General features: G+C 67.7%; 14 protein-coding genes. All 14 read left to right on the top strand.

Annotated features, from left to right (window positions below):
• Positions 1-8 precede the first annotated feature (8 nt).
• Complete coding sequence (locus GOPIP_RS18010; protein ID WP_205741407.1) at positions 9-824, top strand: TrmH family RNA methyltransferase; 816 nt, start codon at positions 9-11, stop codon at positions 822-824.
• 205 nt (positions 825-1,029) lie between these two features.
• Positions 1,030-2,106, top strand: a complete 1,077-nt coding sequence (gene pheS, locus GOPIP_RS18005; RefSeq protein ID WP_006371196.1) for a phenylalanine--tRNA ligase subunit alpha — start codon at positions 1,030-1,032, stop codon at positions 2,104-2,106.
• Between the two features lie 44 nt (positions 2,107-2,150).
• On the top strand, positions 2,151-4,622 hold the full coding sequence (gene pheT / locus GOPIP_RS18000) for a phenylalanine--tRNA ligase subunit beta (protein ID WP_006371195.1): 2,472 nt from the start codon (positions 2,151-2,153) through the stop codon (positions 4,620-4,622).
• A gap of 87 nt (positions 4,623-4,709) precedes the next feature.
• Positions 4,710-5,747 (top strand): N-acetyl-gamma-glutamyl-phosphate reductase, encoded by a 1,038-nt coding sequence (gene argC, locus GOPIP_RS17995; protein WP_006371194.1) that lies wholly within the window; start codon positions 4,710-4,712, stop codon positions 5,745-5,747.
• Entirely contained in the window at positions 5,744-7,003 is a 1,260-nt protein-coding gene (argJ, locus tag GOPIP_RS17990; RefSeq protein WP_006371193.1) for a bifunctional glutamate N-acetyltransferase/amino-acid acetyltransferase ArgJ, read from the top strand. The genes argC and argJ overlap by 4 nt, the downstream gene beginning before the upstream one ends.
• Complete coding sequence (gene argB, locus GOPIP_RS17985; RefSeq protein WP_006371192.1) at positions 7,000-8,001, top strand: acetylglutamate kinase; 1,002 nt, start codon at positions 7,000-7,002, stop codon at positions 7,999-8,001. Before argJ ends, argB begins: the two co-directional genes overlap by 4 nt.
• A complete protein-coding gene (locus GOPIP_RS17980) occupies positions 7,998-9,218 on the top strand; it encodes an acetylornithine transaminase (RefSeq protein WP_006371191.1) in 1,221 nt (406 codons plus the stop codon). The genes argB and GOPIP_RS17980 overlap by 4 nt, the downstream gene beginning before the upstream one ends.
• Positions 9,215-10,138 carry an ornithine carbamoyltransferase gene (argF, locus tag GOPIP_RS17975; protein ID WP_006371190.1) on the top strand — a complete coding sequence of 308 codons (924 nt, stop codon included), beginning with the start codon at positions 9,215-9,217 and terminating at the stop codon, positions 10,136-10,138. The genes GOPIP_RS17980 and argF overlap by 4 nt, the downstream gene beginning before the upstream one ends.
• The gene (locus GOPIP_RS17970) at positions 10,135-10,647 is read left to right on the top strand and encodes an arginine repressor (protein ID WP_006371189.1); all 513 of its coding nucleotides are present in this window, start codon (positions 10,135-10,137) and stop codon (positions 10,645-10,647) included. Before argF ends, GOPIP_RS17970 begins: the two co-directional genes overlap by 4 nt.
• A 134-nt stretch (positions 10,648-10,781) precedes the next feature.
• Positions 10,782-11,984: an argininosuccinate synthase gene (locus GOPIP_RS17965; protein WP_006371188.1), complete on the top strand. Its 1,203-nt coding sequence runs from the start codon at positions 10,782-10,784 to the stop codon at positions 11,982-11,984.
• On the top strand, positions 11,977-13,419 hold the full coding sequence (argH, locus tag GOPIP_RS17960; protein ID WP_006371187.1) for an argininosuccinate lyase: 1,443 nt from the start codon (positions 11,977-11,979) through the stop codon (positions 13,417-13,419). Before GOPIP_RS17965 ends, argH begins: the two co-directional genes overlap by 8 nt.
• 122 nt (positions 13,420-13,541) lie before the next feature.
• On the top strand, positions 13,542-16,529 hold the full coding sequence (locus GOPIP_RS17955) for an AMP-binding protein (protein ID WP_020171037.1): 2,988 nt from the start codon (positions 13,542-13,544) through the stop codon (positions 16,527-16,529).
• Between the two features lie 82 nt (positions 16,530-16,611).
• Positions 16,612-16,827 carry a Trm112 family protein gene (locus GOPIP_RS17950; protein ID WP_006371185.1) on the top strand — a complete coding sequence of 72 codons (216 nt, stop codon included), beginning with the start codon at positions 16,612-16,614 and terminating at the stop codon, positions 16,825-16,827.
• A 63-nt stretch (positions 16,828-16,890) separates the two neighbouring features.
• Positions 16,891-18,192 (top strand): tyrosine--tRNA ligase, encoded by a 1,302-nt coding sequence (tyrS, locus tag GOPIP_RS17945; protein ID WP_006371183.1) that lies wholly within the window; start codon positions 16,891-16,893, stop codon positions 18,190-18,192.
• The last annotated feature ends 215 nt before the right edge of the window (positions 18,193-18,407 follow it).

The following is an 18,407-nucleotide window of genomic DNA, read 5'->3' as shown; positions in this document are numbered from 1 at the left end:
CACGACCCGTGACGGACGTTCTCTCGGAACGCTCGTCGCGGGTCGTGTCGTTGGCGAAGCTGCACAGGTCTGCCACACGCCGCACCGAGAAGCGGTTTCTCGTCGAGGGCGCCAACGCCGTCGACGCTGCGCTGGCGACCGGCCGCGCCCGTTCGGTGCTGGTCCGGGACGACGCCGAGGATCGTTTCGGCGAGCTTCTCGATCGGGCGAGAGCACATTCCGTGCCCGTGCACCGGCTGTCCGACCGGGCCGCGGCGAAATTGGCCGAGACCACCACGGCGCCGGGGGTGTTCGCCGAATGTGATCTCCTCACCGTCGATCTCGACGAGGTGCTCGCCGGATCGCCCCGGTTGCTCGCCGTTGCGGTCGAGCCGCGTGAGCCCGGCAACGTCGGCACGCTGATCCGATGCGCCGACGCGATGGGCGCCGATGCGGTCGTCCTGCTCGGTGACGCCGTCGACCCGCACAACGGCAAGGCGGTCCGCGCGAGCGCGGGAAGTGTTTTCCACATCCCGGTGGTGCGCGAATCGGACACGACCGCCGCGCTGCGGGCATTGCGCGCCGACGGCATCCTCACCCTGGCCACCGCGGCCGACGGTGAACTGAGCCTCGACGACGCCGACGACGTGTTCACCGGGCCGGTGGCGTGGCTGTTCGGCAACGAGGCCCACGGATTGCCCGGCACCCTGCTCGCCGATGCCGACCACCGCGTGGCCATTCCGATCCACGGTCACGCCGAAAGCCTCAATCTTGCTGCGGCCAGCGCGATCTGCCTCTATTCGGCGGCTCGCATCCAGCATCGTCGGTCGGCGTCGTCGGACTGAGACCACACTTCGGTCCGCCGACCGAGTCCGACCGCACTCGCAGTATGCGCGCGCAGGCGTCGGACACCCCGGTCGGCGCGGCGACCTGCGCCGGTGCGTCCACATCGGGTCGACTAGTCTGGGATGTCGATGTCCGCCGTCGCGCATTGCGTGATCCGCCAGACGTGACAATCCGGACGTGACGACACCGAGGAGATCACCACCCGTGGCCAGCTCAGCCGACCGCCCCGCCGACCAGGGTTCCGAGGACCTGCGGTTCCCGGAACCATCGGAACTCGACGCCGCCGCCTCCGCCGCGGTGTCGGCGTTCGAGGCGGCGGGCGATCTCGATGCCCTCGCGCTCGCGAAGACCGCGCACCTCGGTGACCGCTCACCGATCGCACTGGCCCGGCGCGCGCTCGGCAGTCTGCCGAAGGACCAGCGGTCGTCGGCGGGCAAGGCCGTCAACGAGGTTCGCGGTCGGGTGTCGGCGGCCTTGGACGCGCGGACCGCTCAACTCGAGGCGGAGCGGGATGCTGCCGTCCTGGTCGCCGAATCGGTCGACGTGACCCTGCCCAGCCGTCGACGCCCCCTCGGTGCCCGTCACCCGATCACGGTCATCTCCGAGCAGGTCGCCGATGTCTTCGTCGCGATGGGCTGGGAGATCGCCGAAGGTCCGGAGGTCGAGACCGAGCACCACAATTTCGACGCCTTGAACTTCCTGCCCGATCACCCCGCTCGCTCGATGCAGGACACGTTCTACATCGCGCCCGAGGGGTCGCGACAGGTGCTGCGCACCCACACCTCCCCGGTTCAGGTGCGGTCGATGCTCACGCGCGACGTCCCGATTTACGTCGCATGTCCGGGGCGCACCTTCCGGACCGACGAGCTCGACGCCACCCACACGCCGGTGTTCCACCAGATCGAGGGTCTCGCCGTCGACAAGGGCCTGACGCTGGCCAATCTGCGCGGCACCCTCGAGGTCTTCGCGCGGGCACTGTTCGGTCCGGAGACCACGACGCGGATGCGAGCAAGCTACTTCCCGTTCACCGAGCCGTCCGCCGAGGTCGACGTGTGGTTCCCCGCCAAGAAGGGCGGCCCGGGCTGGGTGGAGTGGGGAGGTTGCGGCATGGTGAACCCGAATGTGTTGCGCGCCAGCGGAATCGATCCCGACGTCTATTCCGGATTCGCCTTCGGGATGGGTCTGGAACGCACCCTGCAGTTCCGCAATGACATCTCCGACATGCGCGACATGGTCGAGGGTGACGTCCGCTTCTCCCTGCCGTTCGGCCCTGCGATCTGATCGCGCCACCCGACACCGCAAACGATCGAAAGTAGCTGATTGACGTGCGTGCCCCACAGTCCTGGTACACCGAGGTGTTGCGAGCCGGCGACCCGACCTGGTCGGCGACCGCCGAGGAGATCGACGCCGGATTCGTGCGCGTCGGCTTCGAGATCGAGGACATCGACGTCTTCCCGACGATCACCGGCCCCCTGGTCATCGGCCGGGTGGAGACGATCGAGGAACTAACCGAATTCAAGAAGCCCATCCGCTTCTGCAGCGTCGCGGTCGGCGAGGCGGAACCCCGTGGAATCGTGTGCGGTGCACGCAACTTCGCCGAGGGCGACCTCATCGTGGCGGCATTGCCCGGTACCGTGTTGCCGGGCCCGTTCGAGATCGCCTCGCGCAAGACCTACGGGCGTATCTCCGACGGAATGATCTGCTCGGTCTCGGAATTGGGGATCGGCACCGACCACAGCGGCATCCTCGTGCTCGCACCGGGCACCGCCGAGCCGGGTGCCGATGCGCGTGAGGTCCTCGGACTCGACGACACCGCCATCGACGTCAACGTCACCCCTGATCGTGGCTACGCCTTCTCCGTCCGCGGGCTCGGACGTGAACTCGCAAGCAGTTTCTCGGTACCCTTCATCGATCCGGGCCTGCCCGGCGAGGCCATCGTCGCCGGCGGTGATCCGTGGCCGGTGGCCATCGAACCGGGATCCGCCGCCACCCGTTACACCGCGCGCCTGATCGCCGGGGTCGACGCGACCGCCATCTCGCCGTGGTGGATGCAGAAGCGTCTGATGGTGGCCGGGGTGCGGCCGATCTCGGCGATCGTCGATGTCACCAATTACGTGATGCTCGAACTCGGTCAGCCGTTGCACGCCTTCGACGCCGACAAGCTCACCGGAACCGTCACCGTGCGCAACGCCGCGGCGGGAGAGAAGCTCACCACCCTCGACGGCGTGGTGCGCACACTCGATCCCGAGGATGTCGTCATCGCCGACGACAGCGGTCCGATCGCCCTCGCCGGGTTGATGGGCGGCGCCGACACCGAGGTCGGGTCGGAGACCACCCGGGTTCTGCTGGAGTCGGCCACCTTCGATCCGGTTCGGGTGTTCCGGACCGGCAAGCGCCACAAGCTGACCTCGGAGGCCACCAAACGGTTCGAGCGCACCGTCGACCCCGAGATCACCGCGGTCGCCTCGGATCGCGGTTCGGCGCTCATCGTGGAACTCGCCGGCGGTGAGGTCGCCTCCCCGCTGTCGGACCTTCGCGTGCATGTCGATGCGCCGCAGCCGATCTCGATCGCTGCCGACGAACCCGACCGCACCGCCGGGGTGACCTATGCGCCGGGCACCACCGCGGCGCGATTGACCGAGGTCGGCTGCACCGTCACCGGCACCGACCCGCTCGAGGTGATCCCCCCGTCGTGGCGCCCCGACCTACGTCAGCGCGCCGATCTCGTCGAGGAGGTGCTGCGGCTCGAGGGTCTCGAGGACATCCCGGCAGTCCCGCCCACCGCGCCCGCGGGGACTGGTCTGACTCCCGCGCAGCGTCGGCGACGCGGCATCGGGCGGACACTCGCCCTCGACGGCTTCGTCGAGGTGCTGCCGTACCCGTTCATGCCGGCCGGCATCTTCGACCAGTGGGATCTCCCGGCCGACGACGAGCGACGACGCACGGTGAAGGTGCTGAATCCGTTGGAGTCCGATCGGCCGGAACTCAACACGACCCTGTTGCCCGGCCTGCTGGAAATGGCTGCGCGCAACATCTCTCGTGGTCAGCGCGACCTGTCGCTGTTCACCATCGGGCAGGTCGTCATCGCCGGTGACAACGTCGTTCCGGTCGGGGCCCTCGACGTGACCCGGCGCCCGACCGACGAGCAGATCGCCGCACTCGACGCCTCCCTGCCGCACCAACCGTTGCACGTGGCCACGGTCCTGACGGGGCTGCGCGACCCGGCGGGTCCGTGGGGCCAGGGGCGCGCGGCGGATCATCTCGACGCCTTCGAGGCGGCCCGCACGATCGGCCGCGCCGCCGGTGTGACGGTGGAATTGTCGGCCGACGATCATCGTCCCTGGCATCCCGGCCGCTGCGCTCGAGTGACGGTGAACGGGACGACCGTCGGATACGCCGGGGAACTACATCCCGCGGTCCTCGAACGCGCCGGGCTCCCCAAACGGCTGTGTGCGGTGGAGATCGACATCGATGCGCTGCCGTTGTCGGTGAACCTGCCGGCGCCGAGTATCAGTGTGTTCCCAGCCGTCCTGCAGGACGTCGCGGTGGTGGTCGGCGGCTCGGTGCCCGCAGCCGAGGTCGAGAAGGCGTTGCGCGACGGGGCCGGTGATCTCCTCGAGGCGATCGAGCTGTTCGACGTCTTCACCGGCGCCCAGGTCGGCGACGGACACAAGTCGCTGACTTTTGCGCTGCGCTTCCGTGCGGCGGACCGTACGCTCACCGAGGACGAGGCCAGCAGTGCCAAGCTCGCCGCGGTCGAGACGGCGAGCGAACGTCTCGGAGCACGTTTGCGCTGATCGAGGGAGAGCCCTGTCTCCACGCGGTCGAGGCGAGGCCACCGGGGTCGGTGTGAATTGATTTGCACCGCCATGCATAATGATTGCATGACGATCAAGGTGGCGGTCGCCGGTGCGAGCGGCTATGCGGGCGGTGAGATCCTACGACTACTGTGCGGTCACCCCCGACTGCGTTCGGGTGAGCTGGAGATCGGCGCGTTGACCGCGGGTGGCAACGCCGGCAGCACGCTCGGCACCCTTCATCCCCATCTGCTCCCGCTGGGCGATCGTGTGCTGGAGGAGTCGACACCGGAGGTCCTCGCGGGCCACGACGTGGTCTTCCTCGGCCTGCCGCACGGGACGTCGGCAGCGATCGCGGATGCCCTTCCGCCCACGACGTTGATCATCGACTGCGGTGCCGACTTCCGGTTGCGTGACAGTGCCGACTGGACTGCGTACTACGGGGGACAACACGCGGGCACCTGGCCGTACGGCATGCCCGAGCTGCCGGGCAACCGCGAAATCCTCTCCGGCGCCAGCCGTATCGCGGTTCCGGGCTGCTACCCGACGGTCTCGATCCTGTCATTGCTGCCGGCGGTCGCCGCGGGGTTGGTCGAACCGGCGGTCACCGTGGTCGCCGTCAGCGGGACCTCCGGTGCGGGGCGCACGCCCAAGGTCGACCTGCTGGCCGCCGAGGTGATCGGGTCGGCACGGGCCTACGGCGTCGGCGGTGTGCACCGGCACACCCCGGAGATCGCGCAGGCACTCTCGGCTGCCGCCGACATGCCGGTGACCGTGTCCTTCACCCCTGTTCTGGTCCCGATGTCACGGGGCATTCTGGCCACCTGCACCGCCCGTACCTCGGCGACTTCTGACGATGTGCGCGCAGTCTATGAAAAGGCTTATGCGGATGAGCCTTTCGTGCACCTTCTGCCGCCCGGGTCCCTGCCGACGACCGGTTCGGTGATCGGATCCAATGCGGTGCAGTTGGCGGTGACCGTCGACGAGCGCGCAGGCACTCTCGTCGCGGTCGGCGCTATCGACAACCTCACCAAGGGCACCGGCGGTGCTGCGGTGCAGTCGATGAATCTGGCGCTGGGCTGGGACGAGACCGAGGGTTTGAGCACCGTGGGGGTGGCACCGTGACCACATCGGATGATCGGATCGACACCGACGATCGCATTGCCGGCGGAGCGCCGCTGGACGCACCGCGATTGGTGCGGGAACAAGGCGTGACGGCCCCGCTCGGGTTTCGGGCTGCCGGGATCGCGGCCGGTATCAAGGCATCCGGCAAAGAGGATCTTGCACTGGTCTTCAACGAGGGCCCCGACTACGCCGCAGCCGGTGTGTTCACCCGCAACCAGGTCAAGGCCGCGCCCGTCCTGTGGTCGCAGCAGGTACTCACCACGGGCCGACTACGCGCGGTGATCCTCAACTCCGGCGGCGCGAATGCGTGCACCGGACCCGGCGGATTCCAGGACACCCACACCACCGCGGAGGCCGTCGCGGAGGCACTGAGCAATTGGGGCACCGAGACCGGTGCCGTCGAGGTCGCCGTCTGCTCCACCGGCTTGATCGGCGATCGTCTGCCGATGGACAAGGTGCTCGCCGGCGTCACCGAGATCGTCCACGAGATGGGGGGCGGTCTGTCCGGGGGAACCGACGCCGCCTACGCCATCATGACCACCGACACCGTGCCCAAACAGGTTGCGCTGCACCACCCGCAGGGATGGAACGTCGGCGGGATGGGCAAGGGTGCGGGAATGCTCGCCCCGTCACTGGCCACCATGCTGTGCGTGCTGACCACCGACGCTCGGGCGTCCGCCGAGCAACTCGACACCGCCCTGCGGCGGGCAACGGCGCTGACCTTCGATCGACTCGACGTCGACGGTGCCACCTCGACCAACGACACCGTGTTGTTGCTCGGTTCCGGCGCCAGCCAGATCCCGGTCGATCAAGCAGATCTCGACGCCGCCGTGCTGGCGGTGTGCGACGATCTGGCCGCCCAGCTGATGGCCGACGCCGAGGGCGTCACCAAACGCGTCACCATCACCGTCGCCGGTGCGCGGACCGAGGACGACGCGATCACCATCGCACGGACCGTGGCCCGCGACTCGCTGGTGAAGACCGCACTGTTCGGCTCCGATCCGAACTGGGGTCGCGTGCTCGCCGCGGTGGGGATCGCGCCGGTCACCATCGACCCCGACCGGATCTCGGTGTCGTTCAACGGCAATGCCGTCTGCGTCGACGGTGCCGGCGCACCCGGTGCGCGTGAGGTGGACCTGTCGGGCGCCGACATCGCCGTGCGCATCGAGCTGGGACTCGGCGAGGCGTCCGGTTCCATCCGCACCACCGACCTGTCGCATGCCTACGTCGAAGAGAACTCGGCGTACTCGTCATGAGCCTCGACGGGGTGGATCCCGGGGCCGTGAATGCCGGGGGCGCCGATCGCACGGACGCCGGCCTCGACAAGGCACAGGTGCTTGCCGAGGCGCTACCGGCGATGCAGTCCCTTGCCGGTGCGACCGTGGTGGTCAAATACGGCGGCAACGCGATGGTCGACGACGAACTCAAGCGCGCATTCGCCGCGGACATGGTCTTCCTGCGTGCCTGCGGAATGCATCCGGTCGTCGTGCACGGCGGCGGTCCGCAGATCTCGGCGATGCTGCAGCGGCTGGGGTTGTCGGGGGAGTTCCGCGGCGGGTTCCGCGTCACCACCCCCGAGGTGATGGACGTCGCCCGCATGGTGCTGTTCGGTCAGGTCGGACGAGAACTGGTGGGACTCATCAACACCCACGGTCCGTACGCGGTCGGCCTGACCGGTGAGGATGCGCACCTGTTCACCGCGACGCGCCGGACCGTGATGGTCGACGGCGTGGCCACCGATATCGGACTGGTCGGTGACATCACGTCGGTGAACACCTCTGCGGTTCTCGATCTCGTTGCGGCCGGACGTATCCCGGTGGTCTCGACGATTGCCCCGGATCGTGACGGCGTCGTGCACAACATCAACGCCGACACCGCCGCCGGGGCGCTCGCCGAAGCGCTCGGTGCGTCGCGGTTGGTGATGCTGACCGACGTCGAGGGGTTGTACACGGACTGGCCCGATCGGGGGTCGTTGGTGTCGCGGATCGACGTCGAGCAGGTCGCGAAGCTGTTGCCGCGCCTCGATTCCGGCATGGTGCCCAAGATGGAGGCGTGCCTGCGGGCGGTGACCGGCGGAGTCGGCGCGGCGCACGTGATCGACGGCCGTGTGCCGCATGCGGTGCTCGCCGAGCTGCTGACGTCGAGTTCGGCGGGTACCACCGTCGTGCCGTACCGAACCGGCGCCGGTTCGGTCACCGAACCGGCATCCCGAGCTCACCCCGACACCTCTGATCCGAAGGCCACGACCTCATGACCGCACCCTGGCAGCAGCGGTGGACGACCGCGCTGATGAACAACTACGGCACCCCCGCGCTCACCCTTGAGCGTGGCGCGGGTGCGCACGTGTGGGATGCCGACGGTAACCGCTACCTCGACCTCCTCGGCGGAATCGCCGTGAACGCGCTCGGACATGCCCATCCTGCGATCATCGACGCCGTCGCGAACCAGCTCGGAACACTCGGCCATGTGTCGAACCTCTACATCAACGAGCGCGTCGTCGAACTGGCCGAACGGCTGCTCGACAAGTTCGGGCAGCCCGGCCGGGTGTTCTTCTGCAATTCCGGGACCGAGGCGAACGAGGCGGCGTTCAAACTCGCCCGGCGTACCGGTCGACCGCAGATCATCGCTGCCGACAAGGCATTTCACGGTCGAACGATGGGCGCGCTGGCCATGACCGGACAGCCCGCCAAGCGCGAGCCCTTCGAGCCGATGCCGCCCGGTGTCGACTTCGTGCCCTATGGCGATGTGGCGGCGCTCGAGTCGGCGGTGTCGGAACGAACGGCTGCGGTCATCCTCGAACCGATCCTGGGCGAGTCCGGTGTGGTGGTGCCGCCGGCGGACTATCTCGCGCACGCCCGGCGGATCACGTCCGAGCACGGCGCGTTGCTGATCCTCGACGAGGTACAGACGGGAATCGCGCGTACCGGGACCTTTTTCGCCCACCAGGCGGTGGGCGTCGTCCCGGACGTGATGACCTTGGCCAAGGGGCTCGGGGGCGGTCTACCGATCGGCGCGTGCCTCGCCACCGGTGATGCCGCCGACCTGTTCACGCCCGGTCAGCACGGCACCACCTTCGGAGGGAACCCGGTCAGTGCCGCGGCAGCGCTTGCGGTGCTGCGGGTGATCGACGACGAGGGGTTGCTCGACCATGTCGCCGCGGTGGGTAAGGCGATCGCCACCGGGGTCGAGGATCTCGGGCATCCGCTGATCGACCACGTCCGCGGGTCCGGTCTGCTGCTCGGGATCGCGCTCACCGAGCCGATCGCCGCGCGCGTCGAGAACGCCGCGCGTGGCGGCGGTTTTCTCATCAATGCACCGGCGCCCGACGTTGTGCGCCTCGCGCCGCCGCTGATCCTCACCGAGGAGCAGGGTCGCGAATTCGTCTCGGCCCTAACGGGTTTCCTCGATGCCGCTGCTCACGATGCCGCTGTTCACGATGCCGCAGCTCACGATGCGAAGGAGAAGGCATGACCCGCCACTTCCTCCGGGACGACGACCTGACGCCCGAGGAGCAAGCCGAGGTCCTCGTACTCGCCGCGGAGGTCAAGCGCAACCCGTTCGCGCACCGTCCGTTGGAGGGCCCGCGCGGGGTCGGTGTGATCTTCGACAAGAACTCGACGCGCACCAGGTTCTCGTTCGAGATGGGCATCGCCCAACTCGGCGGCCACGCCGTCGTCGTCGATGGGCGTACCACCCAACTCGGCCGTGATGAATCGCTCGCCGACACCGGACGGGTGCTGTCGCGCTTCGTCGACGCGATCGTCTGGCGGACCTTCGGTCAGGACCGTCTCGACGAGATGGCCTCGACCGCAACGATTCCCGTGATCAATGCGTTGTCCGACAGCTTCCATCCGTGCCAGGTCCTCGCCGACCTGCAAACGATCATCGAACACAAGGGAGCCGCCGCGGGACTGCGGATGACCTACCTCGGCGATGGTGCGAACAACATGGCGCATTCGCTCGCGCTCGGCGGTGTGACCGCCGGGATGCATGTGACGATCAGTGCGCCGGAGGGCTTTTCGCCGGACCCCGCGGTGATCGCCGACACCGACAAACGTGCGCAGCTGACCGGCGGGTCGGTCCAGGTGATCGAGGATCCGGTGAGCGCGGCCGCCGGCGCCGACGTGCTGGTCACCGACACCTGGGTCTCGATGGGGCAGGAGGGCGACGGAAAAGACCGCAAGGCCCCGTTCCGGCCGTACCAGATCAACGCCGACCTGCTGGCCCGGGCAGCGTCGGATGCCATTGTGCTGCACTGCCTACCCGCTCATCGGGGCGACGAGATCACCGACGAGGTGATCGACGGTCCGGCGAGTGTGGTGTTCGACGAGGCCGAGAACCGGCTTCACGCACAGAAGGCATTGCTGATCTGGTTGCTGGGGCACCGATGACGGCGTCGAGCAGACCCGAACAGCCCGAGACGCGGCTGGCCTCCACCAGGGCCGGTCGCCACGCCCTGATCGTCGACATCCTCGCCAAGAACCAGGTGCGCAGTCAGTCGGAGTTGCAGCATCTGCTCTCCGCTCGCGGCATCGACGCCACCCAGGCCACCATCTCCCGCGATCTCGACGAACTCGGTGCGGTGAAACTGCGTGCCGCCGACGGCGGGGTCGGCGTGTATGTGGTGCCCGAGGACGGGTCGCCGGTGCGCGGGGTCTTCGGCGGGACCGATCGGCTCTCCCGGTTGCTGTCGGAATTGCTGGTCTCCACCGACGCCAGTGGCAATCTCGCGGTGTTGCGGACACCGCCGGGAGCGGCTCACTACCTCGCGAGCGCGATCGATCGGGCGAGTCTGCCCGATGTGGTCGGCACCATCGCCGGCGACGACACCATCTTCGTCTGCGCCCGTGACCCGATCGACGGCGCCGAACTGGCCCGACGAATCGAGGGTCTCGTGTGACAACCGGACGTCGCAGGAGACCCGACAACCAGCCCTGATCACCGCGAGTCCGCTTCCGCGGACCCCGATCACCCTCAGCCAACCGCGCATCCGAGAATGGATGTGCACATTCGAAACAGGAGCTCACTGAAGACATGGCCGAACGCGTCGTACTTGCATACTCGGGCGGACTGGACACCTCGGTCGCCATCAGCTGGATCGGCCGGGAGACCGGCAAGGAGGTCGTCGCCGTCGCGCTCGACCTCGGCCAGGGTGGCGAGGACATGGAGGTCGTGCGCCAGCGGGCACTCGACTGCGGTGCCGTCGAGGCGGTCCTCGTCGACGCGCGCAACGAGTTCGCCGACGACTACTGTTCGCCGGCGATCACCTCCAACGCGCTCTATATGGACCGCTATCCGCTGGTCTCGGCGCTGTCGCGACCGCTGATCGCCAAGCACCTGGTGACCGCGGCGCGCGACCACGGCGGCACCGTGGTGGCCCACGGCTGCACCGGCAAGGGCAACGACCAGGTGCGTTTCGAGGTCGGATTCGCCTCGCTCGCACCGGATCTGGAGGTCATCGCCCCGGTGCGCGACTACGCCTGGACCCGGGAGAAGGCGATCGCCTTCGCCGAGGAGAACGCGATCCCGATCAACGTCACCAAGAAGTCCCCGTTCTCGATCGACCAGAACGTATGGGGCCGAGCGGTGGAGACCGGCTTCCTCGAGGACCTCTGGAATGCGCCCACCAAGGACGTCTACTCCTACACCGAGGACCCGACGATCAACTGGTCCTCGCCCGACGAGGTCATCATCACCTTCGACAAGGGTCGCCCGATCGCCATCGACGGCAGGCCGGTGAGCGTGCTCGACGCCATCGAGGAGCTCAACCGGCGGGCCGGGGCCCAGGGCGTCGGACGGCTCGACGTCGTCGAGGACCGGCTCGTGGGCATCAAGAGCCGTGAGATCTACGAGGCCCCGGGCGCGATGGTGCTCATCACCGCGCACGAAGAGCTCGAACACGTCACCCTGGAGCGTGAGCTCGGACGGTTCAAGCGTCGCACCGACCAGAAGTGGGCCGAACTCGTCTACGACGGTCTGTGGTTCTCGCCGCTCAAGCGTTCGCTGGACACCTTCGTCGAGTCGACGCAGGAGCACGTCTCCGGTGACATCCGGCTGACATTGCACGGCGGACACATCGCGGTCAACGGTCGACGCAGCGCCGAATCGCTGTACGACTTCAACCTCGCGACCTACGACGAGGGGGACAGCTTCGATCAGTCCGCAGCCCGCGGATTCGTCGAGTTGCACGGTCTGTCGTCGAAGATCGCGGCGCGCCGGGATCTGATCGGTGAGTGAGAGAGCCGGGGGCACCAACGAGGGTTCGCTCTGGGGTGGCCGATTCGCCGACGGCCCGGCCGCGGCAATGGCGGCGCTGAGCAAGTCCACGCAGTTCGACTGGGTGTTGGCGCCCTTCGACATTCGCGCATCCAAGGCGCATGCGCGGGTCCTCAACACGGCCGGACTGCTCGGCGACGACGACCTCACCGCGATGCTCGACGGTCTGGATCGCCTGGCCGCCGACGTCGCCGACGGCACCTTCGGCCCGGCGCCGTCGGACGAGGACGTCCACGGTGCCCTCGAGCGGGGACTGATCGACCGGGTGGGTGCCGAGTTGGGCGGGCGGTTGCGTGCCGGCCGGTCGCGAAACGATCAGGTGGCCACCCTGTTCCGGATGTGGGTGCGTGAGGCCATGAGCCGGGTTGCACTGGGGGTGCTCGATGTGGTCGACGCGCTCACCACCCAGGCTGCCGCGCATCCTGATGCGGTGATGCCCGGCAAAACCCACCTGCAGGCCGCGCAACCGGTCCTGCTGGCGCATCATCTGCTGGCCCACGCCCAGCCGCTGATCCGTGACATCGATCGCCTCGGTGATGCCGACCGGCGGACCGCGGTGTCGCCGTACGGTTCCGGCGCCCTCGCCGGTTCGTCGCTCGGACTCGATCCCGGCGCGATCGCCACCGAACTGGGCTTCGACGCGCCGGCCGAGAATTCGATCGACGCGACGTCGGCGAGGGATTTCGCCGCCGAGGCCGCCTTCGTCTTCGCGATGATCGCTGTCGACCTCTCGCGCCTGTCCGAAGAGGTGATCATCTGGAGCACACCGGAATTCGGCTATGTGACGTTGTCGGATGCGTGGTCGACCGGTAGTTCGATCATGCCGCAGAAGAAAAACCCCGATGTCGCCGAACTCGCACGCGGCAAGGCCGGGCGGCTCATCGGTGACCTGACCGGACTGATGGCCACTCTCAAGGCCCAGCCGTTGGCTTACAACCGAGATCTCCAGGAGGACAAGGAGCCGCTGTTCGACGCGGTCGCCCAGCTGGAGTTGTTGCTTCCGGCGATCGCCGGGCTCGTGGGTACCCTGCAGTTCCACGAGGAACGGATGGCCGAACTCGCGCCCGCCGGATTCACCCTCGCCACCGATATTGCCGAATGGCTTGTGCGTCAAGGAGTTCCGTTCCGGGTTGCGCACGAGCTCGCCGGCGCCTGTGTCCGGGAGGCCGAGGAGCGGGGGGTCGGGCTCGACGAACTCGACGACGCCGCCTTCGCCGCGATCGATCCGGCACTGACGCCGCAGGTCCGTGAGGTGCTCACCGTCCGCGGGTCGATCGAGTCGCGTGACGCCCACGGCGGTACCGCACCGCGGCAGGTGCGGCGTCAGCTCGACGTGCTGGCCGAGGAGACTGCCCGACTGCGCACCTTCTGGATCGACAGGGTGTCGGTCCGATAGCTCGCTGCCGCCGTTGTCGCCGCGCCGGTGGCCGGACTGGCCGATAGCGGTCCGTCCGCGGAACCGGGTGGGTAGAGTGAGGGCCCACTGAGGAGGGGTGTCGATTGGGCGGAATTCCGGATGTGGGCGCGGTGGTCGGCCGCGTGGTCGCAACCGCACAGAACGGACTCGAGGTACTGCGTCTCGGCGGTCTGGAGACGGGCACGCAGCCTGCGCCCTTCGCGGTCGTGGAGACCGAGAAGATGTTCAAGCTGCGGCGGTACTTTCCCGGCGACGACGCCGACGGCCCGAACGTGGTGCTCATCCCGCCGATGATGGTGTCGGCGAACGTCTACGACGTCACCGAGCACAACGGGGCGGTGTCGATCCTGCATCGGCACGGGATCGTGCCGTGGGTGATCGATTTCGGGTCGCCCGACACCGTCGAGGGCGGGATGGAACGCGACCTTGCCGACCACGTCGTCGCGGTGAGTCGGGCGATCGACCTGATCATCGATGCCACCGGCAAGGACGTTCACCTCGCCGGCTACTCCCAGGGTGGGATGTTCGCGTACCAGACCGCCGCGTACCGACGTAGCAAGGGTCTCGCGAGCCTGATCACCTTCGGCAGCCCCGTCGACGTGCTCGCCGGCTTGCCGCTCGGACTACCGGCCGGGCTGGTGGTTCCCGGTGCCGAGATCCTCGCCGATCGCGTGGTCAGTCATCTGTGGGTACCCGGATGGTTGGCGCGCTTGGGATTCCAGATGCTCGACCCGGTCAAGACCGCACGCAGCCGACTGGACTTCCTGCGGCAGCTCCACGACCGCGACGCCCTGCTGCCGCGTGAAGATCAACGGCGCTTCCTCGAATCCGACGGCTGGGTCGCGTGGTCCGGCCCGGCGATCGCGGAGTTGTTGCGACAGTTCGTCGTTCACAACCGCATGGTGTCCGGTGGATTCGTCATCAACGGTGAACTGGTCACTCTCGCCGAGATCACCTGTCCCATCCTCGCGTTCGTCGGCGAGGCCGACGACATCGGCCAGCCGGCCGCGGTGCGGGGGATCGTCCGCGCCGCCCCCGACGCGGAGGTCTACGAATCGCGGGTACCGGTCGGACATTTCGGACTCGTTGTGGGCAGTACCTCCGGCGCCCAGACGTGGCCGATCACCGCGGAGTGGATCGGGTGGCAGTCCGGTTTGCGCCCCAAGCCCGAGGGACTGGAGACGATGACGGTTCCCGAGCCCGGTAGTGGGTCGGGGGTGAGCGTGGCGTCCCGCATCACTCACGGTCTCGGTGCGGTGGCCGACGCCGGCGCCGGGGTCTCCCGCGACCTGATGGGCATCGCCTCATCGCTGCAGCGGTCGTCGATCGCCGTCGCCCAGGAGTCGGTGCGCACCGTGCCCCGACTCCTGCGACTCGGCCAGATCCAGGCCGGAACCCAGATCTCGCTGGGAAAGCTGATGTCGGAGAACGCCAAACGCGGCGCGCAGAAGGAACTGTTCCTGTTCGAGAACCGTGTACTCACCCACGCGCAGGTGAACGCGCGCATCGACAACGTCGTCGCCGGTCTGGTGTCGTGCGGGATCCGTCCGGGCCAGCACATCGGCGTGCTGATGGATACCCGCCCCAGCGCCTTGGTCGTGGTGGCGGCGCTGTCGCGACTGGGCGCGGTGGCGGTGATGCTCTCGCCCGAGGGCGACATCGACGAGATGTTGCGTCTGTCCGACTGCGGCGTGGTGATCACCGACCCGAAGAACCTGGAGACCGCTGCGGCGCACAGTGATCGGGTGCTGATCCTGGGTGGGGGCAGTGGTGACACCCGGGTGATCGACCGTGCCGACGGTCACCGCATCGTCGACATGGAACAGATCGACCCAGCCGAAGTCGAGATGCCGGTGTGGTACCGGGCCGATCCCGGGTTGGCGGGCGACCTGGCGTTCATCCTCTTCACGAGGTCACAGGGCAAACTCGCGACCTGGCCCATCACCAACCATCGGTTCGCGATGTCGGCGTTCGGGGCCGCGTCGGCGGCCGGCCTGACCGATCGCGACACGGTGTACTGCCTTCCGCCGCTGCACCATGCGTCGGGGCTGCTCACCACACTCGGTGCCACCGTCGTCGGGCGTTCCCGAATTGCGCTGTCCAACGGGGTCGATGCAGAGACCTTTGCCGTGGAGGTTCGCCGCTACGGCATCACGGTCGTCTCCTACACGTGGACGATGATGCGCGAGATCGTCCGGTCGGAGAATTTCCACATCGCCGAGCACAATCCCATCCGGTTGTTCATCGGGTCGGGCATGCCCGTCGGGTTGTGGGAGGACGTGCAGGCGGCCTTCCCGCGGGCGCGCGTACTCGAGTTCTTCGCGACCGCCGACGGCTCGGCCATTCTGGCCAACGTGGCCGGCGATCAGGCAGGGTCGATGGGACGTGAACTGCCGGAGACGAATCCGGTTCAGGTGGCCGCCTTCGACATCGAGAATTCACGTCTCGAGGTGGCGCCCAATGGATTCGTGCGGCGCGCCGACGCGGGGGAGGTCGGGTTGCTGTTGGCACGCACCCGCTATCGATTCGACATTTCCTCGACCGTCCTGCGAGATGTGTTCAGCCGCAACGATCGCTGGGAAGTGTCCGGTCACCTGTTCCGACGCGATTCCGACGGCGACCTGTGGTTCATGGGTTCTGCGGACTCGGCGGTGCGCTCGACCGACGGCATCCTGTACCTCCCGCCGATCGAGAATGCGCTGTCCCGGGTCCCCGGTGTCGACCAGGTCGTCGCCTACAGCGTGGGTGATCCCGGTGCGCAGCTGGCGATCGCGGCCTTGACATTGAGACCCTCGATGAGGGAGGAGTCGCTGACCGTGACCAAGTTGCGGGTCGCTCTCGGCGAGTTGCCGGCTCCGCAGCGGCCACATCTGATCCGGGTGGTCGACGAGATCCCGGTATCGGACTCATATCGACCGATGGCGACGGCGTTCGCCCGGGAGGGAGTGCCACAGCCGGGCGCGAAGGTCTGGTACCGCGACGTCGAGGGGCGTTACCGCAGGTACACCAGGTCGTCGGCGGCCAAGGTCGCATGGAACGGCGCCGCACCCACGGAGGAGGCGGGCGAGGCCACCGGCACGATACGGTGAGGTCGACATGCAGCAACCGGCCTGCATCGTCGTGTGATCGCCGAAATGGTCGTGTGACCGTCGAACGAAGGGAATCAGCGGAATGTCGTCGCGTGCCGAGGCCATTGATCCGATCGTTCGGGAACGACTCGTGTGTCCGCAAGACCATGGCCCGCTGCTCAACGCAGGCGACGAGTTGTACAACCCGCGCCTTCACGTTGCCTACCGTATCGATGCCGACGGAATTCCCGTCATGCTCGCCGATGAGGCGAGAGCCGTCGACGATGCCGAGCATGCCAAATTGACCAGCGGTTCCTGATCGGCAGCCATCCCGCGCCTGCCCCTCGACCAGATTCCGAGTCCGGGGTGGGAAGATCGTCGGGTGAGTGCGCAGACGTCGGAGAACGCAGTGACCACCAGCGATATCCTCGAAGAGCTCGAATGGCGCGGTCTGATCGCGCAATCGACCGACCTCGATGAACTTCGTGCCACGCTGGACGCCGGTCCCATCACCCTCTACGCCGGGTTCGATCCGACCGCGGCAAGTCTGCATGCCGGCCACCTCGTACCGCTGCTGACGTTGCGGCGCTTCCAGCTCGCCGGCCACCGACCTCTCGTGCTCGCCGGTGGCGCCACCGGACTCATCGGAGACCCACGCGAGGTGGGGGAGCGTTCCATGAACGCCACCGATGTCGTCGAAGGGTGGGCGGACCGGATCGGTGGGCAATTGCGGCGGTTCGTCACCATCGACGACGCACCCAACAGCGCGGTTCTGGTGAACAACCTCGACTGGACCGGACCCATGTCGGTCGTCGACTTCCTCCGGGACCTGGGCAAGCACTTCTCGGTGAACGTGATGTTGGCGCGCGAGACCGTCAAACGACGCCTGGAGACCGACGGCATCAGTTACGCCGAGTTCAGTTACATCCTGCTGCAGTCCAACGACTACCTCCAGCTGCATCGACGACATGGCTGCTCACTCCAGATCGGCGGGTCCGATCAGTGGGGCAACATCATCGGCGGTGTGGATCTGGTGCGACGGGTCGACGGCGACGCTGTTCACGCATTGACCGTGCCGCTGGTGACCTCCTCCGACGGGAAGAAATTCGGCAAGTCCACCGGCGGCGGTAGCCTCTGGCTCGATCCGGAGTTGACCAGCCCGTATGCGTGGTACCAGTATTTCGTCAACACCGCCGATGCCGACGTCGTGCGCTACCTGCGGTGGTTCACCTTCCTCGATCGTGAGGAAATCGCCGAACTCGAGCGCGCCACCGAGGAGACCCCACACCTCAGGCTCGCGCAGAAGCGACTGGCAGCAGAGATGACGACGCTGATCCACGGCGCCGAGCACACCGCCGCCGTCCAGTTGGCCAGTCAGGCCCTGTTCGGTCGTGGGGATCTCGACGATCTCGACGAACAGACGCTGGCCGCCGCGCTGGGCGAAACCACGGTGGCCGACTACACCGGGACGCGGCCGACCATCATCGAGCTGTTGGTGGACACCAAGTTGTGTGACAGCAACAAGGCTGCGCGGCGCGCGGTCGCCGAGGGCGGGGCGTACGTGAACAATGCGAAGATCTCCGACGAGGAGTGGCGACCGGCCGACTCGGATCTGTTGCACGGCCGGTGGCTGGTCGTCCGGCGCGGCAAGAAGTCGTTCGCAGGCGCACGCATCGCCCGCTGACCTGGGGATTTGACGCGATGTTCCAACGCATGTAACTTTCTTGTTGCACCGCAGAGAGCAACTCCCCCGGGGCCGACAGGAATCGGGGGTTGCACGATGTCTTCACCTTCTCGGAGTTGAGGCCAGCAATCCGCGGTACGCCGGAACGCGGTGAAGCCAGACAGGATTTGGCCGAAGCGCGAGGATCTGGCACACTGGACGAGTTGCCCGCGATC

The sequence above is a fragment of the Gordonia polyisoprenivorans NBRC 16320 = JCM 10675 genome (genome assembly GCF_000241325.1).
Taxonomy (GTDB): Bacteria; Actinomycetota; Actinomycetes; order Mycobacteriales; family Mycobacteriaceae; genus Gordonia; species Gordonia polyisoprenivorans.
This window is presented reverse-complemented; position numbering and strand designations above follow the sequence as displayed.